Annotated in this window: 22 protein-coding genes and 1 pseudogene; 9 read left to right on the top strand and 14 right to left on the bottom strand. The window is 64.5% G+C overall.

Going from position 1 to position 23,862, the window contains the following annotated elements; translation table 11 throughout:
- Nucleotides 1-24: 24 nt before the first annotated feature.
- A complete protein-coding gene (gene hemA / locus ABIC03_RS30730) occupies nt 25-1,254 on the top strand; it encodes a 5-aminolevulinate synthase (RefSeq protein ID WP_354063628.1) in 1,230 nt (409 codons plus the stop codon).
- A gap of 396 nt (nt 1,255-1,650) precedes the next feature.
- A complete protein-coding gene (locus ABIC03_RS30725; RefSeq protein WP_354063626.1) occupies nt 1,651-5,160 on the top strand; it encodes a PAS domain-containing hybrid sensor histidine kinase/response regulator in 3,510 nt (1,169 codons plus the stop codon).
- Nucleotides 5,161-5,164: 4 nt separating this feature from the next.
- Here the strand turns inward: ABIC03_RS30725 and ABIC03_RS30720 are convergent, their stop codons facing one another.
- The 4 genes and pseudogenes from ABIC03_RS30720 to ABIC03_RS30705 form a co-directional block, all read right to left on the bottom strand.
- On the bottom strand, nt 5,165-6,196 hold the full coding sequence (locus ABIC03_RS30720; protein WP_354063624.1) for an alpha/beta fold hydrolase: 1,032 nt from the start codon (nt 6,194-6,196) through the stop codon (nt 5,165-5,167).
- Nucleotides 6,197-7,165: 969 nt separating this feature from the next.
- Nucleotides 7,166-7,339, bottom strand: a pseudogene (locus tag ABIC03_RS30715) (response regulator transcription factor); the annotation flags it as partial.
- A gap of 26 nt (nt 7,340-7,365) precedes the next feature.
- The gene (locus tag ABIC03_RS30710) at nt 7,366-9,393 is read right to left on the bottom strand and encodes a DUF3857 domain-containing transglutaminase family protein (protein WP_354063622.1); all 2,028 of its coding nucleotides are present in this window, start codon (nt 9,391-9,393) and stop codon (nt 7,366-7,368) included.
- Nucleotides 9,394-9,555: 162 nt separating this feature from the next.
- Nucleotides 9,556-10,227, bottom strand: coding sequence for a response regulator (locus tag ABIC03_RS30705; protein ID WP_354063620.1), 672 nt, complete (start codon nt 10,225-10,227; stop codon nt 9,556-9,558).
- 343 nt (nt 10,228-10,570) lie between these two features.
- Here ABIC03_RS30705 and ABIC03_RS30700 point away from each other — a divergent pair, with 343 nt between their 5' ends.
- The gene (locus ABIC03_RS30700; RefSeq protein WP_275174503.1) at nt 10,571-12,196 is read left to right on the top strand and encodes an MFS transporter; all 1,626 of its coding nucleotides are present in this window, start codon (nt 10,571-10,573) and stop codon (nt 12,194-12,196) included.
- Nucleotides 12,197-12,277: 81 nt separating this feature from the next.
- On the opposite strand, the gene ABIC03_RS30695 is transcribed toward ABIC03_RS30700, so the two are convergent.
- The 3 genes from ABIC03_RS30695 to ABIC03_RS30685 form a co-directional block, all read right to left on the bottom strand.
- Entirely contained in the window at nt 12,278-12,751 is a 474-nt protein-coding gene (locus ABIC03_RS30695; protein WP_354063617.1) for a secondary thiamine-phosphate synthase enzyme YjbQ, read from the bottom strand.
- A 131-nt stretch (nt 12,752-12,882) separates the two neighbouring features.
- Complete coding sequence (locus tag ABIC03_RS30690; RefSeq protein ID WP_354063615.1) at nt 12,883-13,431, bottom strand: hypothetical protein; 549 nt, start codon at nt 13,429-13,431, stop codon at nt 12,883-12,885.
- A gap of 73 nt (nt 13,432-13,504) precedes the next feature.
- The gene (locus ABIC03_RS30685; protein ID WP_275174506.1) at nt 13,505-13,747 is read right to left on the bottom strand and encodes a hypothetical protein; all 243 of its coding nucleotides are present in this window, start codon (nt 13,745-13,747) and stop codon (nt 13,505-13,507) included.
- A 75-nt stretch (nt 13,748-13,822) separates the two neighbouring features.
- On the opposite strand from ABIC03_RS30685, the gene ABIC03_RS30680 reads away from it, so the two are divergent.
- From ABIC03_RS30680 to ABIC03_RS30660, 5 genes are all read left to right on the top strand, one after another.
- The gene (locus tag ABIC03_RS30680; RefSeq protein WP_211395574.1) at nt 13,823-14,197 is read left to right on the top strand and encodes an AtpZ/AtpI family protein; all 375 of its coding nucleotides are present in this window, start codon (nt 13,823-13,825) and stop codon (nt 14,195-14,197) included.
- 114 nt (nt 14,198-14,311) lie between these two features.
- Nucleotides 14,312-15,061: a F0F1 ATP synthase subunit A gene (locus ABIC03_RS30675; RefSeq protein WP_275174507.1), complete on the top strand. Its 750-nt coding sequence runs from the start codon at nt 14,312-14,314 to the stop codon at nt 15,059-15,061.
- Between the two features lie 53 nt (nt 15,062-15,114).
- Nucleotides 15,115-15,345: a F0F1 ATP synthase subunit C gene (locus ABIC03_RS30670; protein ID WP_007599451.1), complete on the top strand. Its 231-nt coding sequence runs from the start codon at nt 15,115-15,117 to the stop codon at nt 15,343-15,345.
- Nucleotides 15,346-15,405: 60 nt separating this feature from the next.
- Nucleotides 15,406-15,969, top strand: a complete 564-nt coding sequence (locus tag ABIC03_RS30665) for a F0F1 ATP synthase subunit B family protein (protein ID WP_275174508.1) — start codon at nt 15,406-15,408, stop codon at nt 15,967-15,969.
- 5 nt (nt 15,970-15,974) lie between these two features.
- Entirely contained in the window at nt 15,975-16,460 is a 486-nt protein-coding gene (locus ABIC03_RS30660; protein WP_027570043.1) for a F0F1 ATP synthase subunit B family protein, read from the top strand.
- 182 nt (nt 16,461-16,642) lie between these two features.
- Here the strand turns inward: ABIC03_RS30660 and ABIC03_RS30655 are convergent, their stop codons facing one another.
- From ABIC03_RS30655 to ABIC03_RS30630, 6 genes are all read right to left on the bottom strand, one after another.
- Nucleotides 16,643-17,299 carry a hypothetical protein gene (locus ABIC03_RS30655; protein ID WP_354063708.1) on the bottom strand — a complete coding sequence of 219 codons (657 nt, stop codon included), beginning with the start codon at nt 17,297-17,299 and terminating at the stop codon, nt 16,643-16,645.
- A 122-nt stretch (nt 17,300-17,421) separates the two neighbouring features.
- On the bottom strand, nt 17,422-18,009 hold the full coding sequence (locus tag ABIC03_RS30650; protein WP_275174509.1) for a GNAT family N-acetyltransferase: 588 nt from the start codon (nt 18,007-18,009) through the stop codon (nt 17,422-17,424).
- Between the two features lie 39 nt (nt 18,010-18,048).
- On the bottom strand, nt 18,049-19,338 hold the full coding sequence (locus ABIC03_RS30645) for a M16 family metallopeptidase (RefSeq protein ID WP_007599446.1): 1,290 nt from the start codon (nt 19,336-19,338) through the stop codon (nt 18,049-18,051).
- On the bottom strand, nt 19,335-20,753 hold the full coding sequence (gene thrC / locus ABIC03_RS30640) for a threonine synthase (RefSeq protein WP_354063611.1): 1,419 nt from the start codon (nt 20,751-20,753) through the stop codon (nt 19,335-19,337). The genes ABIC03_RS30645 and thrC overlap by 4 nt, the downstream gene beginning before the upstream one ends.
- Complete coding sequence (locus ABIC03_RS30635) at nt 20,750-21,112, bottom strand: hypothetical protein (protein ID WP_354063609.1); 363 nt, start codon at nt 21,110-21,112, stop codon at nt 20,750-20,752. Before ABIC03_RS30635 ends, thrC begins: the two co-directional genes overlap by 4 nt.
- A 213-nt stretch (nt 21,113-21,325) precedes the next feature.
- Nucleotides 21,326-21,970, bottom strand: coding sequence for a response regulator transcription factor (locus ABIC03_RS30630; protein ID WP_008541266.1), 645 nt, complete (start codon nt 21,968-21,970; stop codon nt 21,326-21,328).
- A gap of 85 nt (nt 21,971-22,055) precedes the next feature.
- On the opposite strand from ABIC03_RS30630, the gene ABIC03_RS30625 reads away from it, so the two are divergent.
- Entirely contained in the window at nt 22,056-23,396 is a 1,341-nt protein-coding gene (locus tag ABIC03_RS30625; RefSeq protein ID WP_354063607.1) for a histidine kinase, read from the top strand.
- Here ABIC03_RS30625 and ABIC03_RS30620 read toward each other — a convergent pair.
- On the bottom strand, nt 23,393-23,758 hold the full coding sequence (locus ABIC03_RS30620) for a nuclear transport factor 2 family protein (protein ID WP_354063605.1): 366 nt from the start codon (nt 23,756-23,758) through the stop codon (nt 23,393-23,395). The two genes, ABIC03_RS30625 and ABIC03_RS30620, sit on opposite strands and share 4 nt — an antisense overlap.
- Between the last annotated feature and the right edge of the window lie 104 nt (nt 23,759-23,862).

Raw genomic sequence — 23,862 nt, 5'->3', positions numbered from 1 at the left:
GTCGGTTCCGCTGCAGGTTTGACGATGGATTACGCCCAGTTCTTCAATTCCGCTCTTGATCGTCTCCACACCGAGCGGCGCTACCGCGTGTTCGCCGATCTCGAGCGCATTGCCGGCCGGTTCCCGCATGCGCTCTGGCACTCGCCCAAGGGCAAGCGCGACGTCGTGATCTGGTGCTCCAACGATTATCTCGGCATGGGCCAGCACCCGAAGGTGGTGGGCGCGATGGTCGAGACCGCGACCCGCGTCGGCACCGGCGCCGGCGGCACCCGCAACATCGCCGGCACGCATCATCCGCTGGTACAGCTAGAGGCCGAGCTCGCCGATCTCCACGGCAAAGAAGCCTCGCTGCTCTTCACGTCCGGCTACGTCTCGAACCAGACCGGCATCGCGACCATCGCGAAGCTGATCCCGAACTGCCTCATCCTGTCCGACGAGCTCAACCACAATTCGATGATCGAGGGCATCCGCCAGTCCGGCTGCGAGCGGGTCGTGTTCCGCCACAACGACCTCGCCGATCTCGAAGCGCTGTTGAAGGCTGCGGGCCCGAGCCGACCCAAGCTGATCGCCTGCGAGAGCCTTTATTCGATGGACGGCGACATCGCCCCGCTCGCCAAGATCTGCGACCTCGCCGAGAGATACGGCGCGATGACCTATGTCGACGAGGTCCATGCCGTCGGCATGTACGGCCCGCGCGGCGGCGGCATCGCCGAGCGCGACGGCGTGATGCATCGCATCGACATACTCGAAGGCACGCTCGCCAAGGCGTTCGGCTGCCTCGGCGGCTACATCGCCGCCAACGGCCAGATCATCGACGCCGTGCGCTCCTATGCGCCGGGCTTCATCTTCACCACCGCGCTGCCGCCGGCGATCTGCTCGGCCGCGACCGCCGCCATCAAGCATCTGAAGACCTCGAGCTGGGAGCGCGAGCGTCACCAGGACCGCGCCGCCCGGGTCAAGGCGATACTCAACGCCGCCGGCCTGCCGGTGATGTCGAGCGACACCCACATTGTCCCGTTGTTCATCGGCGATGCCGAGAAGTGCAAGCAGGCCTCCGACCTTCTGCTTGAACAGCACGGCATCTACATCCAGCCGATCAACTATCCGACGGTCGCCAAGGGCTCCGAACGCCTGCGCATCACGCCCTCGCCCTATCACGACGACGGCCTGATCGATCAGCTCGCCGAAGCCCTGCTGCAAGTGTGGGACCGCCTCGGTCTGCCGCTTCGCGAGAAGTCGCTGGCGGCGGAGTAGGCTTCTTCGCCTTCTCTTCGATCTAAGTTTCACCGTCCCCGGAGCTACCCCCCTCCCCACCCTCCCCCACAAGGGGGGAGGGAGCGAGAGAGTTTCGCCTCCCTTACGTCGGGAGCCGCACAGTGTAAGGGTCGGTCTCGATTTCCTGCAACGCGGACGCTCTGTCCGTTCCCTCCCCCCTTGTGGGGGAGGGTCAGGGAGGGGGGTACCACGGGGGGCTCTCTCGGTGAGCCCGACGCAGCGCAGCATTTGGGGCAGCACACCGGGTAACGACAACCACAGTTCCCGCGCCCACACGGCATTTCGCTGTCGCCTGCGACGGTCCAACGCGCTAGATTTACAGGGAAAATGAGATCGGGCGCGGCCAGCGCGCGCCCCGGGAGAAGCACGCTCGCCATGCTGCACGATTGGGGCGTGATCGCCGCCGCCTTCGGCTATATCGGCTTTCTGTTCCTGGTGGCGAGCCATGGCGACCGCCGCTCGCCGGCTGGGCGCGGCCGCGCCTCGGGGCTGATCTATCCGCTGTCGCTGGCGATCTACTGCACTTCCTGGACCTTCTTCGGCTCGGTCGGCTTCGCCACCCGCACCTCCACCGACTTCCTCGCGATCTATGTCGGCCCGATCCTGATGATCGGGTTAGGGGCCGGCGTTCTCCGCCGCGTGATCCAGCTCGCCAAGGCCCACAACATCACCTCGATCGCCGACTTCATCGGCGCGCGCTACGGCAAGAGCCAGGCGGTGGCGGCAACCGTCGCGCTGATCGCGATCATCGGCTCGGTGCCCTACATCGCGCTCCAGCTCAAGGCGGTCGCCTCCTCGCTCGAAACCATCCTGAGCGAAGACCAGGCCTTCTCCCACATCCCGATCGTCGGCGACGTGGCGCTGATGGTGACGCTGGCGATGGCGGCCTTCGCGGTGCTGTTCGGCACGCGGCAGACGGACGCCACCGAGCACCAGCACGGCCTGATGCTGGCGGTCGCGACCGAATCGATCATCAAGCTGGTCGCCTTCCTCGCCGCGGGCATCTTCGTCACGTTCTGGATGTTCTCGCCGCACGAGCTGATCGAGCGCGCGATGAAGACGCCGGAGGCGGTGCGCGCCATCAACTATTCGCCCTCGATCGGCAACTTCCTGACCATGACGCTGCTGTCGCTGTGCGCGATCATGCTGCTGCCGCGCCAGTTCCACGTCAGCGTGGTGGAGAATTCCTCGGACGCCGAGGTCGGCCGCGCGCGCTGGCTGTTCCCGCTCTATCTCGTCGCCATCAATCTGTTCGTGATCCCGATCGCGCTCGCCGGCCTCGTCAGCTTCCCGTTCGGCGCCGCCGATCCGGATATGTACGTGCTGGCGCTGCCGATGGAGGGCGGCGCGGATCTGCTCAGCGTCGCCGTCTTCGTCGGTGGCCTGTCGGCGGCGACCGCGATGGTAATCGTCGAATGCGTCGCGCTCTCCATCATGGTCTCGAACGATCTCGTGGTGCCCCTGGTGCTGCAACGACGGCCCGAAGGGCGAACCGGCGGCGCCGATTTCAGCGACTTCCTGTTGCGCTCGCGCCGGCTCGCGATCTTCGCCATCATGGTGATGGCCTATTTCTACTACCGCGCGCTCGGCAACACCCAGCTCGCGGCGATCGGCCTGCTCTCTTTTGCCGCCATCGCCCAGCTTGCACCAAGCTTCTTCGGTGGACTGCTGTGGCGGCGCGCGACCGCGCGCGGCGCGATCGGCGGCATGCTGGTCGGCTTCGCGGTGTGGCTCTACACGCTGTTCATCCCGAGCTTCATGGACACTTCGACGGCGGGCATCCTGCTGCTCCAGCACGGCCCGTTCGGGATCGAGGCGCTGCGGCCGCAGGCGTTGTTCGGCGCCGATTTGCCGCCGCTGATGCATGGCGTCGTCTGGTCGCTGGCGCTCAACATCCTCACCTACGTGCTGCTGTCGCTGGCGCGCCGGCCGTCGTCGATCGAGCTGGTGCAGGCCGATCTGTTCGTCCCCAACACGCTGGCGCCGATCTCCCCGAACTTCCGCCGCTGGCGCACCACCGTCACGGTGCAGGACATCCAGACCACGGTGGCGCAATATCTCGGGCCTGACCGCGCGCGACATTCGTTCGAGGCATTCTCCGCGCGGCGCAACGTGCGGCTGGAGTCCGGGGCGCCCGCCGATTTCGAGCTGCTGCAGCACGCCGAGCACCTGATCGCCTCCTCGATCGGCGCGGCCTCCTCGCGTCTCGTGATGTCGCTGCTGCTGCGCAAGCGGACGGTCTCCGCCAAGGCTGCGCTAAAACTGCTCGACGATTCCCATGCGGCGCTGCATTTCAACCGCGAGATCCTCCAGACCGCGCTCAACCATGTGCGCCAGGGCATCGCGGTGTTCGATGCCGATCTGCAACTGATCTGCTCCAACCGGCAGTTCGGCGATCTCCTCAACGTTCCCCCGCATTTCATCCAGTTCGGCACGCCGCTGCGTGAAATCCTGGAATTCATGGGCGTGAGCGAGCCGGCCGATCCGATCGAGCGCGAGGCCATGCTGGAGCGCCGGCTGGTGGCTTACACCACCGACGGCGAGCCTTATCTCGAGCGCCTGCCCGACCGCCACATGGTGATCGAGATCTTGACCAACCGCATGCCCGGCGGCGGCTTCGTCATCACCTTCACCGACGTCACGCCCAGTTTCGAGGCGGCCGAAGCGCTGGAACGCGCCAATGCGACGCTGGAAAAGCGGGTGCGCGACCGCACCGAGGAGCTGACCCGGCTGAATTCCGAGCTGGCACTGGCCAAGAGCGCGGCCGAAGACGCCAGCATCTCCAAGACGCGCTTTCTCGCCGCCGCCAGCCACGACATTCTCCAGCCGCTGAACGCGGCGCGGCTCTATGTCACGAGCCTGGTCGAGCGCCAGCACAGCGGCGAGGAGACACGGCTGGTCGAGAACATCGACGAATCGCTCCAGGCGATCGAGGAGATCCTCGGCGCGCTGCTCGACATTTCCAGGCTCGACGCCGGCGCGATGACGACTTCGATCTCGAGCTTCAAGATGGCCGATCTGATGCGCTCGCTGGAGATCGAGTTCGCGCCGATCGCACGCGCCAAGAATCTGGCGCTCGTGTTCGTGCCGTGCTCGCTGCCCGTCGAATCGGATCGGCTCCTGCTGCGCCGGCTGCTGCAGAACCTGATCTCCAACGCGATCAAATATACCCCGCGCGGGCGCGTGCTGGTCGGCTGCCGCCGCCGCGGCGCCTCGCTCAAAATCTGCGTCTACGACACCGGCGTCGGCATCCCGACGGTCAAGCGCGGCGAGATCTTCAAGGAATTCCACCGCCTCGAGCAGGGCGCGCGGATCGCCCGCGGCCTCGGCCTTGGCCTGTCGATCGTGGAGCGGTTGGCGCGCGTGCTCAACCACGGCATCGCCATCGATTCCAATGTCGGCGGCGGCTCGGTGTTTTCCGTGACGGTGCCGACGGCGAAAGCGATCACCCACACCGCGGCCGTGACCAGCGCGACCCCGCTCGCACGCACCTCGATCTCGGGGACCCTGATCGTCTGCATCGAGAACGACGCCGCGATTCTCGACGGCATGCGCACGCTGCTGAAGGCTTGGGACGCCGAGGTGATCGCGGTCGCCGATCCCGAGGGCGCGATCGCCGCGATCGAAACTGCCGGCCGCCGCGTCACCGGCCTGCTGGTCGACTACCATCTCGACCGCGGCAACGGCATCGCTGCAATCCGCGACATCCGCCGCCGCTTCGGTGACGGCATCCCTGCGATCCTGATCACCGCCGACCGCAGCCCCGCCGTGCAAATGGCTGCGCGCGACGAAAAGGTCGCGGTGCTCAACAAGCCGGTCAAGCCGGCTTCGCTCCGCGCCCTCCTCGGTCAGTGGCGCACGCAGCAGATGGTTGCGGCGGAGTAGCGGGTCAGGCGCCGCCGTCGGCGTCGATGACGGCCTTGGCAAAGGCTTGCGGTGCTTCCTGCGGCAGATTGTGACCGACACCCCCGGTAATCAGGCGAAACTCGTAGCGGCCCGAGAACTTTTTGGCATAGGCGCTCGGGTCGGGATGCGGGGCGCCGTTGGCGTCGCCTTCCATCGTGATGGTCGGCACGTCGATGACCGGACCCGCGGCGAGCTTCTTTTCGAGATGTTCGTACTTCACTTCGCCCTGGGCAAGCCCGAGCCGCCAGCGGTAATTGTGAATGGTGATCGCGACGTGATCCTTGTTGTCCAGCGCCGCCGCGCTGCGGTCGAAGGTGGCGTCGTCGAACTTCCACTGCGGCGAGGCCAGCTTCCAGATCAGTTTTGCGAAATCATGCGTGTACTTCTCGTATCCGGCGCGGCCGCGCTCGGTCGAGAAATAGAACTGGTACCACCAGAGCAGCTCGGCCGACGGCGGCAGCGGTGCATTGCCCGCGGCCTGACTGGATATCAGATAGCCGCTGACCGACACCAGCGCGCGGCAGCGCTCCGGCCACAGCGCAGCGATGATGTCGGCGGTGCGCGCGCCCCAATCGAAACCGGCGACGACCGCCTTCTTGATGTCGAGCTTGTCCATCAGCGCGATGATGTCGGCGGCCATTGCTGCCGGCTCGCCGTTGCGCGGCGTTTCGGCGGAGAGGAAGTGCGTCGAGCCGTAGCCACGCAGGTAAGGGATGATGACGCGATAGCCGGCCTTTGCCAGGATCGGCGCGACGTCGACGAAGGCGTGAATGTCGTAGGGCCAGCCGTGCAGCAGGATCGCGACGGGACCGTTCGCAGGACCGGCCTCCACGTAGCCGACGTTGAGGACGCCGGCATCGATCTGCTTGATCGCGCCGAACGACGCGTTCGCCGCGGAGGAGCGCGGCGCTTCCGATTCGGCGCGGGCGAGGCCAATCACGCCGAGGCCCGCGGCGACAGTTCCCGCGGCGACGCCAAAAAACTGGCGCCGGTGCTGATCGATGATCTGTTTCATGGTGTTGCTTCCTCGTTGATCGGTCCTGCACTGACTAGCAGCGGCGACCGCGAGACACCCGTTTGGAGTTGTGAGAAGTTGTGAGGTTCCGGTTCCAGCATCTGCGGCCCAATCGCCGGGACACGAGAACGGAGTGTGGCGCACATTCTCTCCACATCGTCATTGCGAGCGTAGCGAAGCAATCCAGAATCTTTCCGCGGCGACAGACTGGATTGCTTCGCTGCGCTCGCAATGACGGAGCAAGGGCCAGCATCACCATCCTCCAATGCAGATTTCAAGTTGCAGACACGCCTTCGCATCCTCGCGGCGCGTTTCGCCCGAGCTTTGCTGCGTCGCTCCACCCTCTTATCCAAGAGGGCACAGGGAAGGCCGGGTGCCGGCTGGCACCCGCGGTCCGCTGCGCGAAAAGCACACGCAGAAAAACCGCACAGCAGCATACAGGTGTAGCCAATCACTCGGCCTTCCCTGCGCGATGGTTGGACGGCTTATGCCGTGCTCTCCCGGGAGCCGAGTTCCTGCTGGCCTCCCTCACTCTCACAGAAGTTGCCGACATCGCGCCGGTTGACGCGCATGCCGCATCCGCAAGAGCTTGACCGTAGCAACGACGGCCAGGACCACACGGTTTTGCCGTACGCACGGCTCGCCATTTCGCCACCGGTTTCGACGACGTTGTGCACGTTGCCGCCGACCTGATGACGAGACGAAGCCTGACAGCGCCGCTCGTCGGAACGAAGCCTTGGGCTCACGGAGAGCAATCCGCCCTGCCCACGCCTCTCGCACCCGAACGCTGCCGCGTCCCCCGCAAGCCCGGCTCGCGAACGTGACGACCACAAGATCGCCCCTCAAGAATGAGCCGGGATGAGCGACACATACGCCATCTCCGAATTTCGGTAAAGTGGAATATTTTTGCGCGCGCGGATTGACAGAGGGGCGACACAGGCGCGGTCGCGTAGCTCGCTCGCTACGGACTCACCCCGTTGGGGTGCCCTGCTTCCACTGGCCGCCGGCGATCTTTGCGGCGGCGGTCACGGCTTGGGTCCGGCTTTCGACGCCGAGCTTCTGCAGGATCGTCGAGACATGCGCCTTGATAGTGGCCTCGGAGACGCCGAGCTCATAGGCGATCTGGTTGTTGAGCAGCCCTTCTCACGACGCGTAACTGCATCCAACGATCACCGCCGCGCAAACAAGATGCTGATCAGGAAGATCAGCACCCAACCACCCCACGCGGCATACCAAATGACGCGCAGAGCCGACAGGAAACGCGCTTTCCAATTCAACCATTGACGAATTCTGCCGAACTGCTGGCGACCTGTGAGGATGAACAGGTTTTCCTGAAGCTTCTTCGCGATGTCGTTGTAGGCCTGTCGCTCGGCGGCGGCGAGCGACCAAGCATCGATCACCAGTTCCTGGGATGCCGTGACCGTTCGGCCATTGACCAACGATCGGTCGACGAAACTGACACCGGATGCTTGGAGGCGATACAACCAGCCATTGCCGCGCCAACGGCTCGGCATGTTCAACTGGAGGAATCCTGTCATCTTGCGAGGGCGGCCGAGCCCGATGTCGGTCTCACGGCGTTCGCCCGGAAGAGGCTGCAACTCCCCACTCACCCCACGGGCAACCACAAGCTTCAGCTGAGATTTGTCATCGTCGGCCTTCCAGCAGTCGCGAACCTGATAGTTCAAACTCAACGTGATCGTGTTGCGATCTTTGTCGTCCTGAACCACCATTGGAGCGGTCTCGACGGCGCCGGGCCAAACGTTCTGCAACTCCCGCAGCATTGCCTGGGCAAATACGCTTGGACCATCGTTGGCGAAGCGGCTCCGTATCGCGTCGGCGGCCCAGAAGGAATAATCGATCTTCCGCCTCATGATCGCCGGCGAGGTCACTTTCGGTCCGACCGTGACCTCGTCCTCCCAATGCAGGATGTGGAGAGCTGCGCCGCCCCCGAGTTCTTCCAGCCCGACCGTCTCCTGCGACAACACGAGCCCCCATCCGATATGGGTCTGGAAGACGTGCTTAAGACTGCCCGACTGCACGCTGGCTGTTGGGTCGAGCCAATAGCTCCTTTCATCAAATCGCACTCGAACGATGCAGTGATCGAACACGGCCGAGCTCGGGAGAAACCGGTTCAGCGAGTTACCATGCGTCGTCGAAACCAGCGCGGCGCAAGCGTCCAGCCCCATCCGCCGGGCCCCGGCAACATAAAGGATTGCCGCATCCTTGCAGTCACCGAAGCGCGTGCTCCAGATCGTATCCAGGGTGCGCGGCGTCAGTCCTCCCTCACCCAGAGAAAAGGCAAAATAGCGCAGTTCCCGTTGCACAAACCGCAGCCACTCGACGGCACGCTGATCAGGTTGTGAATACGCCGCCGCAAGGCGGTCGACCTCCTCAGCAAGCGCACGCGGAAGTTCACCCCCCTCATAGTACGGCGTAAGAAGAGTCGCGACATCGTTCCAGCTGTCGAACTCGCTGAACTGTAGTGTTGGCCGGAGCAGCACCCAAGAGGGCGTCAGCCCCTCGACGGTGCGACGCTCCTGCCCGGTCACCTGCCAGCGAACATCCTCCGTTTGTCCGGCGATGGCAACGAGTGGCGCAGGCGGATCGTTGTAGGCCTTGGCGACAATATTCCGCCCGAGCGGCCGCAAAAGCCTGTGCCGGTGCTCGAACCACGGATTGAAAGAATCGAAGACCACCCAGGCCGTGTGTCGCCGCTTCAGGACCGGAACGTTGCCATAGACGGTGACCGCGAGATCGACGATATCGCCGATCCGCACATCCGGAATCAGCAGCGACGCGGTCAAGCGCCCGTCGAAGACGAGCCGTTCCAGATTGGTCTCGCGCCGGAGCAATTGGAAAGCATCGGCATTGGCATGCTCGGCGACCTCGACACCACGCAGGACTCGCACATGGTGTACGTCGACGCGCTGATAGCCGGGATCGAATTCGACGACCACATGCGCGGCGCGTTCGGCGCCCTCCCGCGTCAGGACCCGCTGGACGGTGCGGTGGCACCAAGCCTGCTCGGAACTGCGCAGATCAATCTGTGAATCATAGAGCAGTCGGCAAAGGCCGCCGGAAACGCAGGAAACCTCCGTGTCAGGTATCGCGCTTTGGTAGGGCTGGTGATCAATCCAGTCGGGGGGCGGGACACAGCGGACGAGATCTTGCGCGGTCCGTTCTAACCTCAGATCCATGCCCCGAGAGTATCCTTGCAATCGACCACGCCAAGGTTGTAGCAAAAGGACTTCACTGTGCAAACCGCACAGGACGAAGGATTTGCGGCGGGGCGGCTGATCCAAAATTCCCGCCCGATGCTGACAGTCCTTCAAGGGGCGCGCAGCGCAGACCGCTGCGCCTCACACCGTTGGGGTGCCCTGCTTCCACTGGCCGCCGGCGATCTTTGCGGCGGCGATCACGGCTTGGGTCCGGCTTTCGACGCCGAGCTTCTGCAGGATCGCCGAGACATGCGCCTTGATGGTGGCCTCGGAGACGCCGAGCTCGTAGGCGATCTGCTTGTTGAGCAATCCCTCCGACAGCATCATCAGAACCCGGACCTGCTGCGGCGTCAGCGTCACCAGCCGGTCGCGCAGGCGCGTCATGTCGGGGTCCGCGACCGCCGACAGATCAGTGTCGGCGGGAACCCAGACCTCGCCCTCCATGACCTTGAGGATGGCGTCGCGCAGGGTCTCGACGCCGAAGCGCTTCGGAATGAAACCGGAAGCGCCGAAATCCAGCGAACGGCGAATCGTGGCGCTGTCGTCGGAGGCGGAGACGATCACCACCGGGATCGCCGGATATTGCGCGCGCAGATAGATCAGGCCTGAAAAGCCGGAGATCCCGGGCATCGAGAGGTCGAGCAGGATCAGGTCGACGTCGGAGGTCTGTTCCAAAAGCTTGGTCAGATCCTCGAACGATCCAGCCTCGTCGATCCTGGCCGAGCTCAGGACGCCCGCCACCGCCTGCCGCAGCGCGTCGCGGAACAGCGGGTGGTCATCGGCAATGACGAGATGGGTGGAGGGAGCGTTCATCGTTCTCTTGCTGGCAGTCGCACCGGGCCAGTAAGCCGGCGCAGGGCCTTGGTCAATTCTTTCCCGACCAGCCGTGGCATGCAAGTGGACATTATCCCTTTGCGCCAACGGGGTTAATCCACAGGCCGGCACTATGTTGCCGAATGGAACGCCCGCGGCGTCAGGTGAGCGTCAGTGCGAAAGGCCGAAAGTCGTATTGGGGCGGGTTTCACGCCAATGTTACCTTGGGGGTAAGGCTTGGGTTGATCCGGCAGGGCCGGGCATCCAGGGCGCGAGGAAACGATTTTTCGGGGAGCGACTCAACATGTCGACAATGGCTGTGTCTCAAGCAGGCGCGGGAGGGATGACGAAGGACGAACGGTTCGTCATTCTCGCCTCCTCGCTCGGTACCGTTTTCGAGTGGTACGATTTCTATCTCTACGGTTCGCTGGCCGGCATCATCGGCGCGCAGTTCTTCTCGGCCTATCCGCCGGCAACCCGCGACATCTTCGCGCTGCTGGCCTTCGCCGCGGGCTTCCTGGTGCGCCCCTTCGGCGCGATCGTGTTCGGCCGTGTCGGCGACATCGTCGGTCGCAAATACACCTTCCTCGTCACCATCCTGATCATGGGTCTGTCGACCTTCATCGTCGGCCTGCTGCCCAACGCTGCGACCATCGGCATCGCGGCCCCGATCATCCTGATCGCGCTGCGTCTCGCCCAGGGCCTCGCGCTCGGCGGTGAGTATGGCGGTGCGGCGACCTACGTCGCGGAGCATGCCCCGAACGGCAAGCGCGGCTACTACACCTCCTTCATCCAGACCACGGCGACGCTCGGACTGTTCCTGTCGCTGCTGGTGATCCTGTTCACGCGCTCCGCGCTCGGTGAACCCGACTTCGCGGCCTGGGGCTGGCGCATTCCGTTCCTGGTCTCCGTGCTGCTGCTCGGCGTCTCGGTCTGGATCCGGCTTCGCCTCAACGAATCCCCGATCTTCCAGAAGATGAAGGACGAGGGGAAGAGCTCGAAGGCCCCGCTGACGGAAGCCTTCGGCAACTGGCAGAACGGCAAGCTCGTGCTGCTGGCGCTGCTTGGCGGCGTGATGGGCCAGGGCGTGGTCTGGTACACCGGCCAGTTCTACGCGCTGTTCTTCCTGCAATCGATCCTCAAGGTCGACGGCTACACCGCCAACCTGCTGATCGCCTGGTCGCTCCTGCTCGGGACCGGCTTCTTCATCGTGTTCGGCATGCTCTCCGACAAGATCGGCCGCAAGCCGATCATCCTCGGCGGCTGTCTGATCGCGGCGCTGACCTTCTTCCCGATCTTCAAGATGATCACCACCAACGCCAACCCGGCGCTGGAAAAGGCGATCGAGTCGGTCAAGGTCGACGTGGTGGCGGATCCCGCAGGTTGCGGCGACCTGTTCAACCCGGTCGGCACCCGCGTCTTCACGTCGCCTTGCGACACCGCGCGTGCCTACCTGTCGCAGTCGTCGGTCAAGTACTCGACCACGCCGGGTGCGGCGGGCTCCGGCGTGAAGGTGGTGGTCAACGGCAAGGAAGTTCCCTACGCCAACGCCAAGGACGGCAATCCGGCGCTCCTCGCTGCCGCGCAGGCGGCCGGCTATCCGAAGCCCGGCGATGCAGGCATCGTGAAGATGGCGCATCCGTTCGACATCTTCCGTCCGCAGGTCGCTGCGGTTGTCGGGCTGCTATTCGTCCTGGTGCTCTTCGTCACCATGGTCTACGGCCCGATCGCCGCGATGCTGGTCGAACTGTTCCCGACCCGCATCCGCTACACCTCGATGTCGCTGCCCTACCACATCGGTAACGGCTGGTTTGGCGGCCTGCTGCCGGCGACCGCCTTCGCCATCGTGGCCTCGACCGGCGATATCTATGCGGGCCTCTGGTATCCGGTCATCTTCGCATCGATTACCGTTGTGATCGGCTTGTTCTTCCTGCCGGAGACCAAGGACGTCGATATCAAGTCGAACTGATCGACGGCAGATCCGGATCAACACCAACCGGCCGCGGTCTCCGCGGCCGGTTTTGTTTTATCCACTTCGCTAGAAACCGCTCTACTGATTGCCGCCGACGAATTGCAGCACGATTTCGCGCCGGTGCGGGCGCTTGCGGTGCTCGATCAGGTAGATCGCCTGCCAGGTGCCGAGCGCGAGCTTGCCGCTCAGGACCGGCACATGAATCGAAGTCTGGGTCAGCATGGTCTTGACGTGCGCCGGCATGTCGTCGGGTCCCTCGGCATCATGCGTCCAGCCGGCGTTCTCCGGTGCGAGCCGGGACAGCGCCGTGGTGAGATCCACGAGCACGGAAGGATCGGCGTTCTCCTGGATCGTCAGCGATGCCGAGGTGTGACGAACGAACAGCGTCAACGCGCCGTCTCGCGCGCCTGCCTCGGCGACGAACTTCGCAGCTTCGCCGGTGAGATCGGTGAAGCCGCGGCCCGGCGTCTGCACGGTCAGCAGCGACGATGCAAAGGTGGTGGCCTGCACCGACGATAGGGCCGAGCGTGAAATGGATTTGCCTGACGTCATGAAAGTCTCGCCTGATCGAAAGCTGCCGTAGGGTGGGCAAAGCGAAGCGTGCCCACCATTCGCCCTGCATAGTTGGAAGATTGGTGGGCACGCGTCGCGCCTTTGCCCACCCTACGGCACCTCGCCATGCGCTAAATCTTCCCCGACACGTCCTTCTGCACGCGGTTGGCCATGTCGATCAGCCGACGCCAGGCCTTTTCCAGGAACGACATCACGCGATCGACGTCCTGGTCGCTCGGCAGCGGGATCTCGATCCTGCGATCACCCTCGGCGGCCTTTGGTTCTCGTGCTTGCGGCTCCGCCTTCTTGAACGGGTCGGATTTCGGCAGCGCCTCGTCGATTTTGCCCGACACGGTCGGCCCCGCCGCAAGTCGTCCCTTCAGCGTCTCGACTTCGGCCTGGAGCCTGCCGATCTCGGCGTCGAGCGCGGCACGTTCATCGGGCACCGCGTAGCAGGCCCAGCCGGCGCCGCTCCGGGTGCAGGTCGACACCGTGCCGGTGCGGCTGTCGAGCCGCAGCACGCCCTCGGGGATGGGGGTCATGCTGTAGCGGCCGTTTTCGCTGTCGGGCGCGGATTGCGCGGCGAGGCCGCCAGCGCTGACCGCCATCGCCGCGGCGAACGCCGCCGCTGCAAGCCATGATGCTGTGGATGATGCTGTAGATGAATTCGCTGGTCTCATCGCGTTCTCCGCCACGAGGCGCCCGTAGCACTTCCAAACATGGCGCTCATAAAGGTGGCATTTCTCGCAAATTCTACACCCCGGCGAGGCGATCCGCCGCCCAAAACGCGCCTTTGACATGAACGATCGCGGCACCCCCTTTGATCCCGGCAGCCGGGTGAAATGGCGACTGCATCCGCCGATCAAGCGGAGACCTGCTGCGGTGCGGCGTCACGCTGTGTGCAGCGCTGCCGCTCGCGTCGATATTTTCAAATAAATCAGATACATAACGGGAATGGACGCAATCGTGACTTGGCTTGACTTGATTATGGGCCATCAGTATGGTCCGCGCGGCTTTTGAGGGTGGCGGGCGCAATTTCCATTCAGCCGCGGCGTTTCGGGTCTTCGTTGCATGACACAGGGCACGGGACACGGCGAGAATGGAGATCGCGATAGATCGCCCGAGGAAGCTGCGCTTTCCGAACGGCTCGGAAATCTTGATCAGCGGTTGTCCGAATTTCGCGGCCGCCACATCAAGACCGAGCAACCCGCAGGTGACGGTGAAGACAGAGCGGCCAGAGCCTCGGCGATGGCGCTTGGTTTCCGGTTATCCTCCGAGTTGGTCGCCGGGGTCGTTGTCGGAGCGGGGATTGGCTGGGGTTTCGACCGCTTGCTGTCGACGTCGCCTTTCGGATTTATCGTGTTCCTGCTCCTGGGCTTCGTCGCCGGCGTGGTGAATGTGGTGAGAACGGCAGGCGCGGGTCAGAACAGGCGCGGTGGTTCTTAAGCGATCCACTCCAGGAGAGGAATGATCGTGCCGGCTCGCGCCGGTACGGGCCGGGCCCGACCGGCAGACCGAGACCCGCCGGCATCGCCCGGCAGACCAAGAGATGCCGCGCTGATGAAAATCGATCCGATCCACCAGTTCAACATCGAGCCTCTCTTCACCCTGGGCCATATCGGCAACCACACGATCGCCTTCACCAATTCGTCGCTCTACATGCTGGTGGCGGTCGCGATCATCTCGATCCTGATGCTCGCCAGCGGCACGCAGTTGGTTCCCGGACGCCTGCAGTCGGTCGCCGAGATTTCCTACGAGTTCGTGGCCTCGACGATCCGCTCGACGGCCGGCGCGGAAGGCATGAAGTTCTTCCCGCTGATCTTCTCGCTGTTCATGTTCATCTGCGTTTCGAACCTGGTCGGCATCATCCCCTACACCTTCACGATCTCGAGCCATCTGATCGTCACCGCCGCGCTCGCGCTGCTGGTCTTCTTCACGGTCCTGATCTACGGCATTGCCAAGAACGGCATGAAATTCTTCTCGATCTTCGTGCCCCACGGCGTCCCCGGCTACATCCTGCCGCTGGTGATGTTCATCGAGATCCTGTCGTTCTTCCTGCGGCCGGTCTCCCACAGCGTCCGTCTGTTCGCCAACATGCTGGCCGGCCACATCGCGCTGAAGGTGTTCGCGGGCTTCGTCGCCATGCTCGGCTTCTCGCTCGGCGCCCTCGGCTGGGTCGGCGGCGTGCTGCCGCTGGCGCTCACGGTCGCGCTGTACGCTCTCGAGATTCTGGTCGCGTTCCTGCAAGCCTATGTGTTTGCGATCCTGACCTGCATCTACCTCAACGACGCCATTCATCCGGGACACTGAGCGGTCCGGGGAATTTCCACCCAAAACCCAATCTTTCTTCCAAGGAGTCTAAAATGGATCCGGCAGCAGCAAAACTTATCGGCGCGGGCATCGCATGCATCGGCATGGGCGGCGCGGGCGTCGGCGTCGGCGTGATCTTCGGCAACTACCTCGCCGCAGCCGTTCGCAACCCCTCGGCCGCTCAGGGCCAGTTCGGCAATCTGATCTTCGGCTTCGCCGTGACCGAAGCGCTCGGCATTTTCTCGCTGCTGATTGCGCTGCTGCTGCTGTTCGTTCCGCTCTGAGGACGATTTTTCGCGCCGCTTCGACCGAAGCGACGCGCATGGCTGCAACAGGAGTAATCCATGGCTGAAAGTCATGGCGGGGCGAAAAGTCCGGCGGCGGGCGCCCACACCGGGTCCGAAGGCGGACACGGTGGCGGTTTTCCGCCGTTCGAGAGCGGCACCTATGCTTCGCAGCTGGTGTCGCTCGCGATCTTCTTCGTCGCGCTTTACGTGATCGTGTCCAAGCTCGCTTTGCCGCGCGTCGGCGGTGCGATCGAGGCGCGCCAGAACAAGATCGAGGGCGACCTCGCCGAAGCGCAGAAGCTGAAGGACCAGTCCGAAGCGGCGTTGAAAGCCTATGAAAGCGAGCTTGCTTCGGCACGCTCGCGCGCGCAGGCCATCGGCAACGAATCCCGCGACAAGGCGAATGCGCAGGCGGACGCCGAGCGCAAGGCGCTGGAAGAGCAATTGGCGGCCAAGCTTGCCGAGGCGGAGAAGACCATCGCCTCGACCCGTGCGACCGCCATGAGCAACGTCCGCGGCATCGCGGCCGATGCGGCAGGCACCATCGTGCAGCAGCTCACCGGTGTGGTTCCGGACGCGGCATTGGTCAATGCCGCCGTTGATGCGTCCTTGAAGGGTTAATCGATATGTTCTTCGATCCTGAAACCTGGGTCGCCATCGCCTTCGTGATCCTGATGGTCGTGTTCGGCTATCTCGGGGTCTTCAAGAAGGCCATGACTGCGCTCGACCATCGCGCCGATCGCATCAAGGCCGAGCTCGACGACGCGACGCGCCTCAAGCAGGAAGCCGCCAAGGTGCTCGCCGACTACAAGGCGCGCACCGCCTCGGCCGAACGCGAGGCCGCCGACATCATCGCCAACGCGAAGAGCGAAGCCGAACGCATCGCAATCGAGGCCAAGGCCAAGGTGGAAGATTTCGTCGCTCGCCGCACCAAGACCGCGGAAGGCAAGATCGCGCTCGCAGAGGCCCAGGCGGTCGCCGATGTTCGCGCCGCAGCCGCGGAAGCCGCCGTCCAGGCCGCCTCCACGATCCTGTCGCAGTCGGTCAGGGGCCAGGTCGCCGACGATCTGCTCGCCAAGGGCATCACCGAGGTTCGGCAGAAGCTGAACTGAGGGGTCTCGCCTTCACCCATCAAAAAGCCGGCGCGATCAGCGCCGGCTTTTTTGTTTGATAGTTTGCTTTCTCGTCGTCATGGCCGGGCTTGTCCCGGCCATCCACGTTCTATTCAGGCGGAGCGAAGGACGTGGATGCCCAGGACAAGCCCGGGCATGACGGTCACTTGCAAAATCATTCGCTACTTCTTCTTCGCGCGCGACTTCGGCTCGGGTGACAGCGCCTGCGGATCGAAGCCGACATAGAAGATGTAGCTATCGGCGTCCTTGGCCGAAGGCATCGGATAGACCAGATCCTCGGCCACGAAGGTGAACGGCACGCTGCCGCCCTCCGACATTCCGACCGTGGTCCGGTAGGCCTTGGAAGCGATCACCTTCTCGCCGACGCCGCCCTGCACCACGGCGACGCGCAGCGGCACCTCGACGGTCGCAGGCGCGCCGGCGGGGCCGGCAATGACGCGGCCCTGGATGCCGATCCGGGCCGTGATATCGCCGCCATTGCGGGCGCATTCGCGCGCCATCTTGGTGATGGTGGCCTGGAAACGGATCTCATTGCCGACGGCCGGCTTGCCGGTGGCACCGACCGCATAGGTGGAGGCTCCGGCACGCACCGTGACCTGCGGGCAATCAAGATCGTCATCAGCCGCCGGCTGGCCTGGTGCAGGCGCCGGCTTGGGTTGGGCCGGCTCGTCCGACTTGCCGCCGAACAGGCCCTTGAATCGATCGGTCAGCGACTGCGCCGCGACCGGCGAGACGGAGACGAGCGCAACTGACAACGCCAGCGCGGCCGCTGCCCCCCGCCGCAACGTAGTCCGCGATGACCGAAGCTCCTGCACCATCAACACCCATACTCCATGACGACATCACGGCCGATCACCGGCCGGGTTGCGCCGTTATATCGTCAAAACCGGCGAACCCAAGGCAGGCACACAGGAGACTTTGGTCACATGAATGAACGGGCTCAGCCGCGGAAATCCTCGTGCAGCAGGCCGAACAGCAAATGGTCCTGCCAGACCCCGTTGATGCAGAGATAGCGGCGCGCCAGGCCCTCGCGGGAGAAACCGCACTTCTCCAGCACCCGGATCGAGGGCGCATTGGTCGGGATGCAGGCGGCCTCGACCCGGTGCAGATTGAGCTCGCCGAACAGCGTCGGCAGCAGCACCCGCAGCGCGGCCGTCATGTAGCCGCGCTGGGCGTGAGGCTTCCCGACCCAATAGCCGATGGTGCCGGCCTGGACGATGCCGCGACGGACATTGGCGAGCGTGATGCCGCCGACCAGGGCGCCGTCGAGCTCCCGGAAGATCAGAAAGGGATAGGACCGGTCCGCGGCGATGTCTTCGGAATAGCGGCGCAGGCGACGGCGGAAGCCGGAGCGGGTGAGATCGTCCGACGGCCAGATCGGCTCCCAGGGCGTCAGGTAATCGCGGCTGGACTCGCGCAGATGGGCCCACTGCAGGAAGTCCGACATCTGCGGCGCGCGTAGCAACAGGCCGTTGCCGCGCGGCGCGAGAGCGGCGGGTCCACTGGATGGCAGGCGAAAGAGGGCCATGGTGATGCTTCCCGGGGCGGTTCAACCCGTGCGCGGCTCCTAATGCAGCCGCGCCTTGGCGCGTGCCCGGGTCAATCCTTCCGCAAAAGACACCGCCGTGTCCAGACCCCTGCCACTGCCCAATGCGACAACCGCAGGGCGGCTGCGCGAAAGCAGCGCACGCGCCGCATCACGGGTCGATTCGACGCTGACGGCGTCGATCCGGGCCACCAGCTCCTCGGCCGTCTGGGGCCGGCCATAGGCCAGCACGTGGCGGGCGAGTTGCTCGGCGCGGGACGAGCAGCTCTCCAGCGCCATCAGCAGCCCCGCCTTCATCTGCGCCTTGGCCCGCGCGATCTCGACCTCGGTCAGGGTCTCGACCGAATCATTCATGATGTCGACCACGACCTCCATCATCTCGGGCGCATCGGCCGGATCGGTGCCGGTGTAGAGGCCGAAGAAGCCGGTGTCGGTATAGGGGGCGTGGAACGAGTAGATCGAGTAACAGAGGCCGCGCTTCTCGCGCACCTCCTGGAACAGCCGCGACGACATCCCGCCGCCGAGGATGTTGGTGAAGACCTGGAGCGAGAACAGCGACAGATCGGTCTGCGGCACGCCCTCCAGCGCCAGCGTCAGATGGGCCTGCTCGAGCTCGCGATGCACCACTTTGGTGCCGCCCTTGCCGAACTGTGCGGGTTGCGGCTTGGGACCCGCTGTCCCTTCAAAACTCGCAAAGCGCTGCTCGACCTCGGCGACCACCTGCTTGTGATCGACCGCCCCGGCTGCCGCCACCACCATGTCCGGCCCGCGGTAATGCGTCGACAGATAGTCGCGCAGCGAGTCGCGGCTGAAGGCACGCAAGGTCTTCGCGGTGCCGAGTAGCGAGCGGCCCATCGGCTGGTCGGGATAGCAGAGCTCGTTGAGATGCTCGAACACGACGTCGTCAGGCGTGTCCTGCGCCGCGCCGATCTCCTGCACGATGACGTTCTTCTCGCGCTCGAGCTCGTCGGGCTCGAAGGCCGGGTTGGCCAGGATGTCGGCGAGCACGTCGAGCGCGAGCGGCACGTCGGCCTTCAGCACCCGCGCATAATAGGACGTGGTCTCGGTCGAGGTGCCGGCGTTGAGGTCGCCGCCGACCGCCTCGATCTCCTCGACGATCTCGCGCGAGGAGCGCTTCGTCGTGCCCTTGAACGCCATATGTTCCAGAAGATGCGAGATCCCGTGCTCGTTGGGCTTCTCGTCGCGCCCGCCGACGCCGGCCCAGACGCCGAGCGCCGCGGTCTCGAGATGGGGCATCTTGTCGGTGACGACAGTCAGGCCGGACGCAAGCTTGGAAATCTCGACGCTCATCCGGCAACTCCCTGTTTCGCGGCGCGGCTGACCGACAGCACGAACCGCTCGACCTCGGCCTGGTCGTTCTTCATCACCTTCATGTGTTCGGATTTGGTCATCAGACCATCGAGCCAGGCCGGCAGTTGCGGCCGCTGGCCGCAGGCCGCTTCGACCGCATCGGGGAATTTGGCCGGATGGGCAGTGGACAGCACGATGCTGGGGACCGTCCTGTCCGTGGTGTCGCGGTCGGCGACCGCGAGCGCGACCGCGGTGTGGGGATCGACCAGCTCGCCCGCCTCGCGCCAGGCGGCGCGGATCGCGGCGGCGGTCTCGGTCTCGTCGGCCCGGCCTGCATCGAATCCCTCGCGGATCGCGGCCAGCGTCGCATCGGGCAGCACGAAGCGCCCCGACTGCTTCAGCGAATCCATCAGACGGCGCACGCCGGCGGCATCGCGCCCGCCAGCCTCGAACAGCAGCCGCTCGAAATTCGAGGAGATCTGGATGTCCATCGACGGCGACGCCGTCGCGTGGACCTCGCGCACCTCGTAGATCCCGGTCTTCAGCGTGCGCGCCAGGATGTCGTTGACGTTGGCGGCGATGCCCAGGGTCCGCACGGGAAGACCCATGCGCTTGGCGACATAGCCGGCAAAGATGTCGCCGAAATTGCCGGTCGGCACGACGAAGTCCACCGCGCGCGCGGGTGCGCCAGCGGCAACCGCGGAGGTGAAATAGTAGACCACTTGGGCGACGATGCGCGCCCAATTGATGGAATTGACGCCGGACAGCGACGTCGCATCGCGGAAGCGGTGGTTGTTGAACATCGCCTTCACGATGGCCTGGCAATCGTCGAAATTGCCCTCGACGGCGAGCGCATGGACGTTGGCCGCGCCTGTCGTCGTCATCATCCGCCGCTGCACCTCGGAGATGCGGCCATGCGGGAACAGCACGATGAGATCGACATTTTCGAGCCCTGCGAACGCGTCGACCGCAGCACCGCCGGTGTCGCCCGAGGTCGCGACCACGATCGTGGTGCGCTGGCCGCGCTTGGCGAGAACGTGGTCCATCAGCCGCGAGATCAGCTGCATCGCCACGTCCTTGAAGGCGAGCGTCGGACCGTGGAACAGCTCCAGCACGAACTGATGCGGCGCCATCTGGCGCAGCGGCACCACCGCCGGATGGCGGAAGGTGGCGTAGGCCTCGTTCGCCATGCGGCCGAGCTCGGCGTCCGAGATCTCGCCGGCGACGAAGGGGCGGATCACCTCGACCGCGACCTCCCAATAGGGGCGACCGAAGAAGGCGGCGATGGCGTCAGTCGAGAGTTGCGGCCAGATGGCCGGCACATACAGGCCGCCGTCGCGGGCGAGCCCGGTCAGCATCACGTCGCAGAAGCCGAGTTCGGGGGCCTCGCCCCGGGTCGAGATATAACGAGTCAAACTGCCCTCCAAAGGCCGGCCGAGCCTAAGCTCGATCCGCAAGCCTTTGATTTTACGAAATTACTTGTTAACAGCCAGAGGCTTTGAGCCACCATAAAGTGTTTTGCGGCATCGGGAAACCGCTTCGCAACTTGGGCCATTGAACGAAAAGCACTGCCAACGAAATGCGCTGCCAACGAAAAGGGCTGCGGCAATGCCGCAGCCCTCTCTTGGAAGGTCTGTCGTTGTGTGCAGACCGGTTTTGCCTCTTTGGGGTCACCGACCCGCAAAAACTGTTCGCGCAAGCTTTCATCGCCTGTCACGCGATCGTCAAGGTCAAAACTGGATGCGCGAGAAAATGTTCCTATTTTTCCCGACACGTTTCGGCGCTAGCAAACGTTCTTGAGCGGTCTCGCATCACGCATTGCCATTAATTCCCGGACGGCCGGACAGTTCGGGAACGAACGACGGCTCAGCCCATTGTGTCGGCGGATGGTGTCGGCGCTTTCCATGCATTGCCCGGCTGAGCGCCGAGACCGGTCCGCCCGCCGGACCGGCAGCATCCTGGAGCAGCTGGTTCGGCGCCCGGGGCGTCAGTTCATCCCGATTTCCACCGCGATCCGGATCAGGTCGGAATGGTTCTTGGCACCGAGCTTCTGCTTGAGCAGGGAAGTGGTGTTGGCGACGGTCTTGTAGGAGATACCGAGCGCCTCGGCGACCTCGACGATCTTGTCGCCTCGCCCCAGCAGGCGAAGAATCTCGAGCTCCCGCGGAGTCATCTGCGAGGCGGGATTGGCCTTGATCGCCGCGCCGGAAAACGTCACGGCTTCGGCGAGCTGCGGTGAGATGAAATTGTCGCCCGCAACCACCTTGCGCACCGCCTTGAGCAGGATCCGGGGATCATCGCCCTTGGAGACGTAGCCCTGCGCCCCAAGCTCGACCGCCCGCACCACGAAGGCCGGATCGTCGTTCATGCTGAACATGATGATCTTGGCGTCGGGATCGTCCTTGCGAATGCGTCGCATCAGTTCAAAGCCGGAGACGTCCGGCAGGCTGATGTCGATCACAGTGACGTCGGGTCGCTTGCTGACATAGGCGCGATGCCCGGATTTGGCGTCGGTCGCCTCGTCGATCCGGATCGAATGGTCGGAGGCGAACAGGGTGCGGCAACCGGACAGCACCACGGGATGGTCGTCGACAATCAGGACGCGGGTCGCCGGCTTGGCAGTATCTTGCATCGCAATTCTCTAGTTTTTCGACTCATAAACCGACGGGAACAAATGGAAAGAGCAAATCGGACCGATGCGCGTTAGAATTGACCTAATGTGGCAACGCTTCTCGTTCAGGACCCAACTGTTTCTGCCGCTCGGCATCAGCTTCCTCGCCGCGCTGATCATGGGCGGCGTGCTGCTCCAAACCTTCGCGACCGACCAATTGGCGGACGAGAACGAGCCGGGGCGGCGTTTGATCCAGACCGTTGCCGCCGCGCTCAACAACACCCTGCGCACCTCGAACAATCCGCGGCAGACGCTCGACGCCTTTGTCCATTCTCTGGACACTTCCTCCGATATCCAATTCCGTGCCGTGGAGACGGGTCCCGCGTCCTCAGCGAGGGGCAGCCTGCGCAAGCCGCATGGCGTACCGCAATGGTTTGTCGACCTGCTCACCGTTCCGGTCATGGACGCGGCAGCGCCGGTGACGATCGACGGCCAGCGTGTCGGCGATCTCGTCTTCCTGCCGGACCTGTCGGCCGATCTGTTCGAGAAGTGGATCGGCTTTCTCGCGCTGACCATCCTCGTTGCCGCGCTGATGGTGCTCACCGGTACCATTGCCTATGTTTTCGCGGGATCGGCCCTGCGCCCGCTGCAAGATCTCGGCGAAGGGCTCACGCGGATGCGGCGCGGCGACTACGCAACGCCGATCCCGGTCGGAGGACCGCCGGAAATCCGGCAAAGCTGCGAGGAGGCCAACGCGCTGGCCGAAACGCTGGCGCAGTTGAGCCAGGACAATCGCGACCTGCTGCACCGCCTGGTGTCGCTCCAGGACGACGAGCGGCGCGATCTCGCGCGCGAACTGCACGACGAACTCGGTCCGCTGCTGTTCAGCATCCGCGCCGGCACGATCGCATTGGCCGACGCCTCGCCCCCGGCGGGAAATCCCGGCAGTTCGGCGCAGGATGTGTTGCAATCGGTCGAGGCGCTCCAGCAGACCAACCGCCGCATCCTCGACCGGTTGCGACCGCTCTACATCGAGGAATTGGGCCTGGAGACCAGTGTGCAGACGCTGCTCCGGAATTTTCGCAAGCAGGCGCCGTCCGTCAACCTGACGGACACGGTTGATCCGGATCTCAACGGGATCGACGGGCCGCTGGCTCAGACCGTCTATCGCGTGATTCAGGAGGCGCTGACCAACGTGCTGCGCCACGCCGGCGCCAGCAATGCCCATGTGCAGGCGACCTTCGCCAGCGAGACGGTCGTCATCGAGGTTTCCGACGACGGCGGCGGCTTTCCCGAAGGCAATGTGTTCGGCCGCGGCCTGACCGGCATGCATGAGCGCGTGCGCGCACTCAGCGGATCGCTGTCACTGCTGCGCGTGGACGACAGGACCTATGTGCGCTGCCGCCTTCCCGCCGCACCGGCACGCGAGGCGCTCATCGACGATTAGCACGCACAGCCAAGCTGCGCGTTCTGTCGCGCCGGCTCGCACAGCGTGGTGCGGATCTTGCCGTCCAGGCTGAAGCAAAACGAGGCGCGAATGCGCAGCGCGCCGCCGACGGAATATTCGAGATCGACGCCGTGGGGCGCAGGATGGATTTCCTCCAGCCCGAAACCTGCCGACGAGAAAGCGCTGAGCCGCGGCTGCCAATAGGCTTCGAGCTCACTCCGGCCGCGATAGCGCTGCGCGCCGTTGCACGTGCATTCGACCTGGGCGTCGTCTGCATAGAGATCGAGGAGCGTCGCGAGGTCGCCCTTCCTGCAGGCATCGACCCAGTCGACGACAATTCCCATCTGGTCGAAATCGCTCACGCTGCAATCCTGTCTGCTGCGGAAAAACGATGGCGGCTTAGGACCACACTCGTGAATGTGCGCTGAATGGTAAACCCCGGGCGATACCGGGTTCCCGGGAGGGA

It is taken from the genome of Bradyrhizobium sp. RT6a (assembly GCF_040547675.1).
Lineage (GTDB): Bacteria > Pseudomonadota > Alphaproteobacteria > Rhizobiales > Xanthobacteraceae > Bradyrhizobium.
Note: the sequence above shows the minus strand (reverse complement) of the source record. Positions and strands in the feature narration are given on the sequence as shown.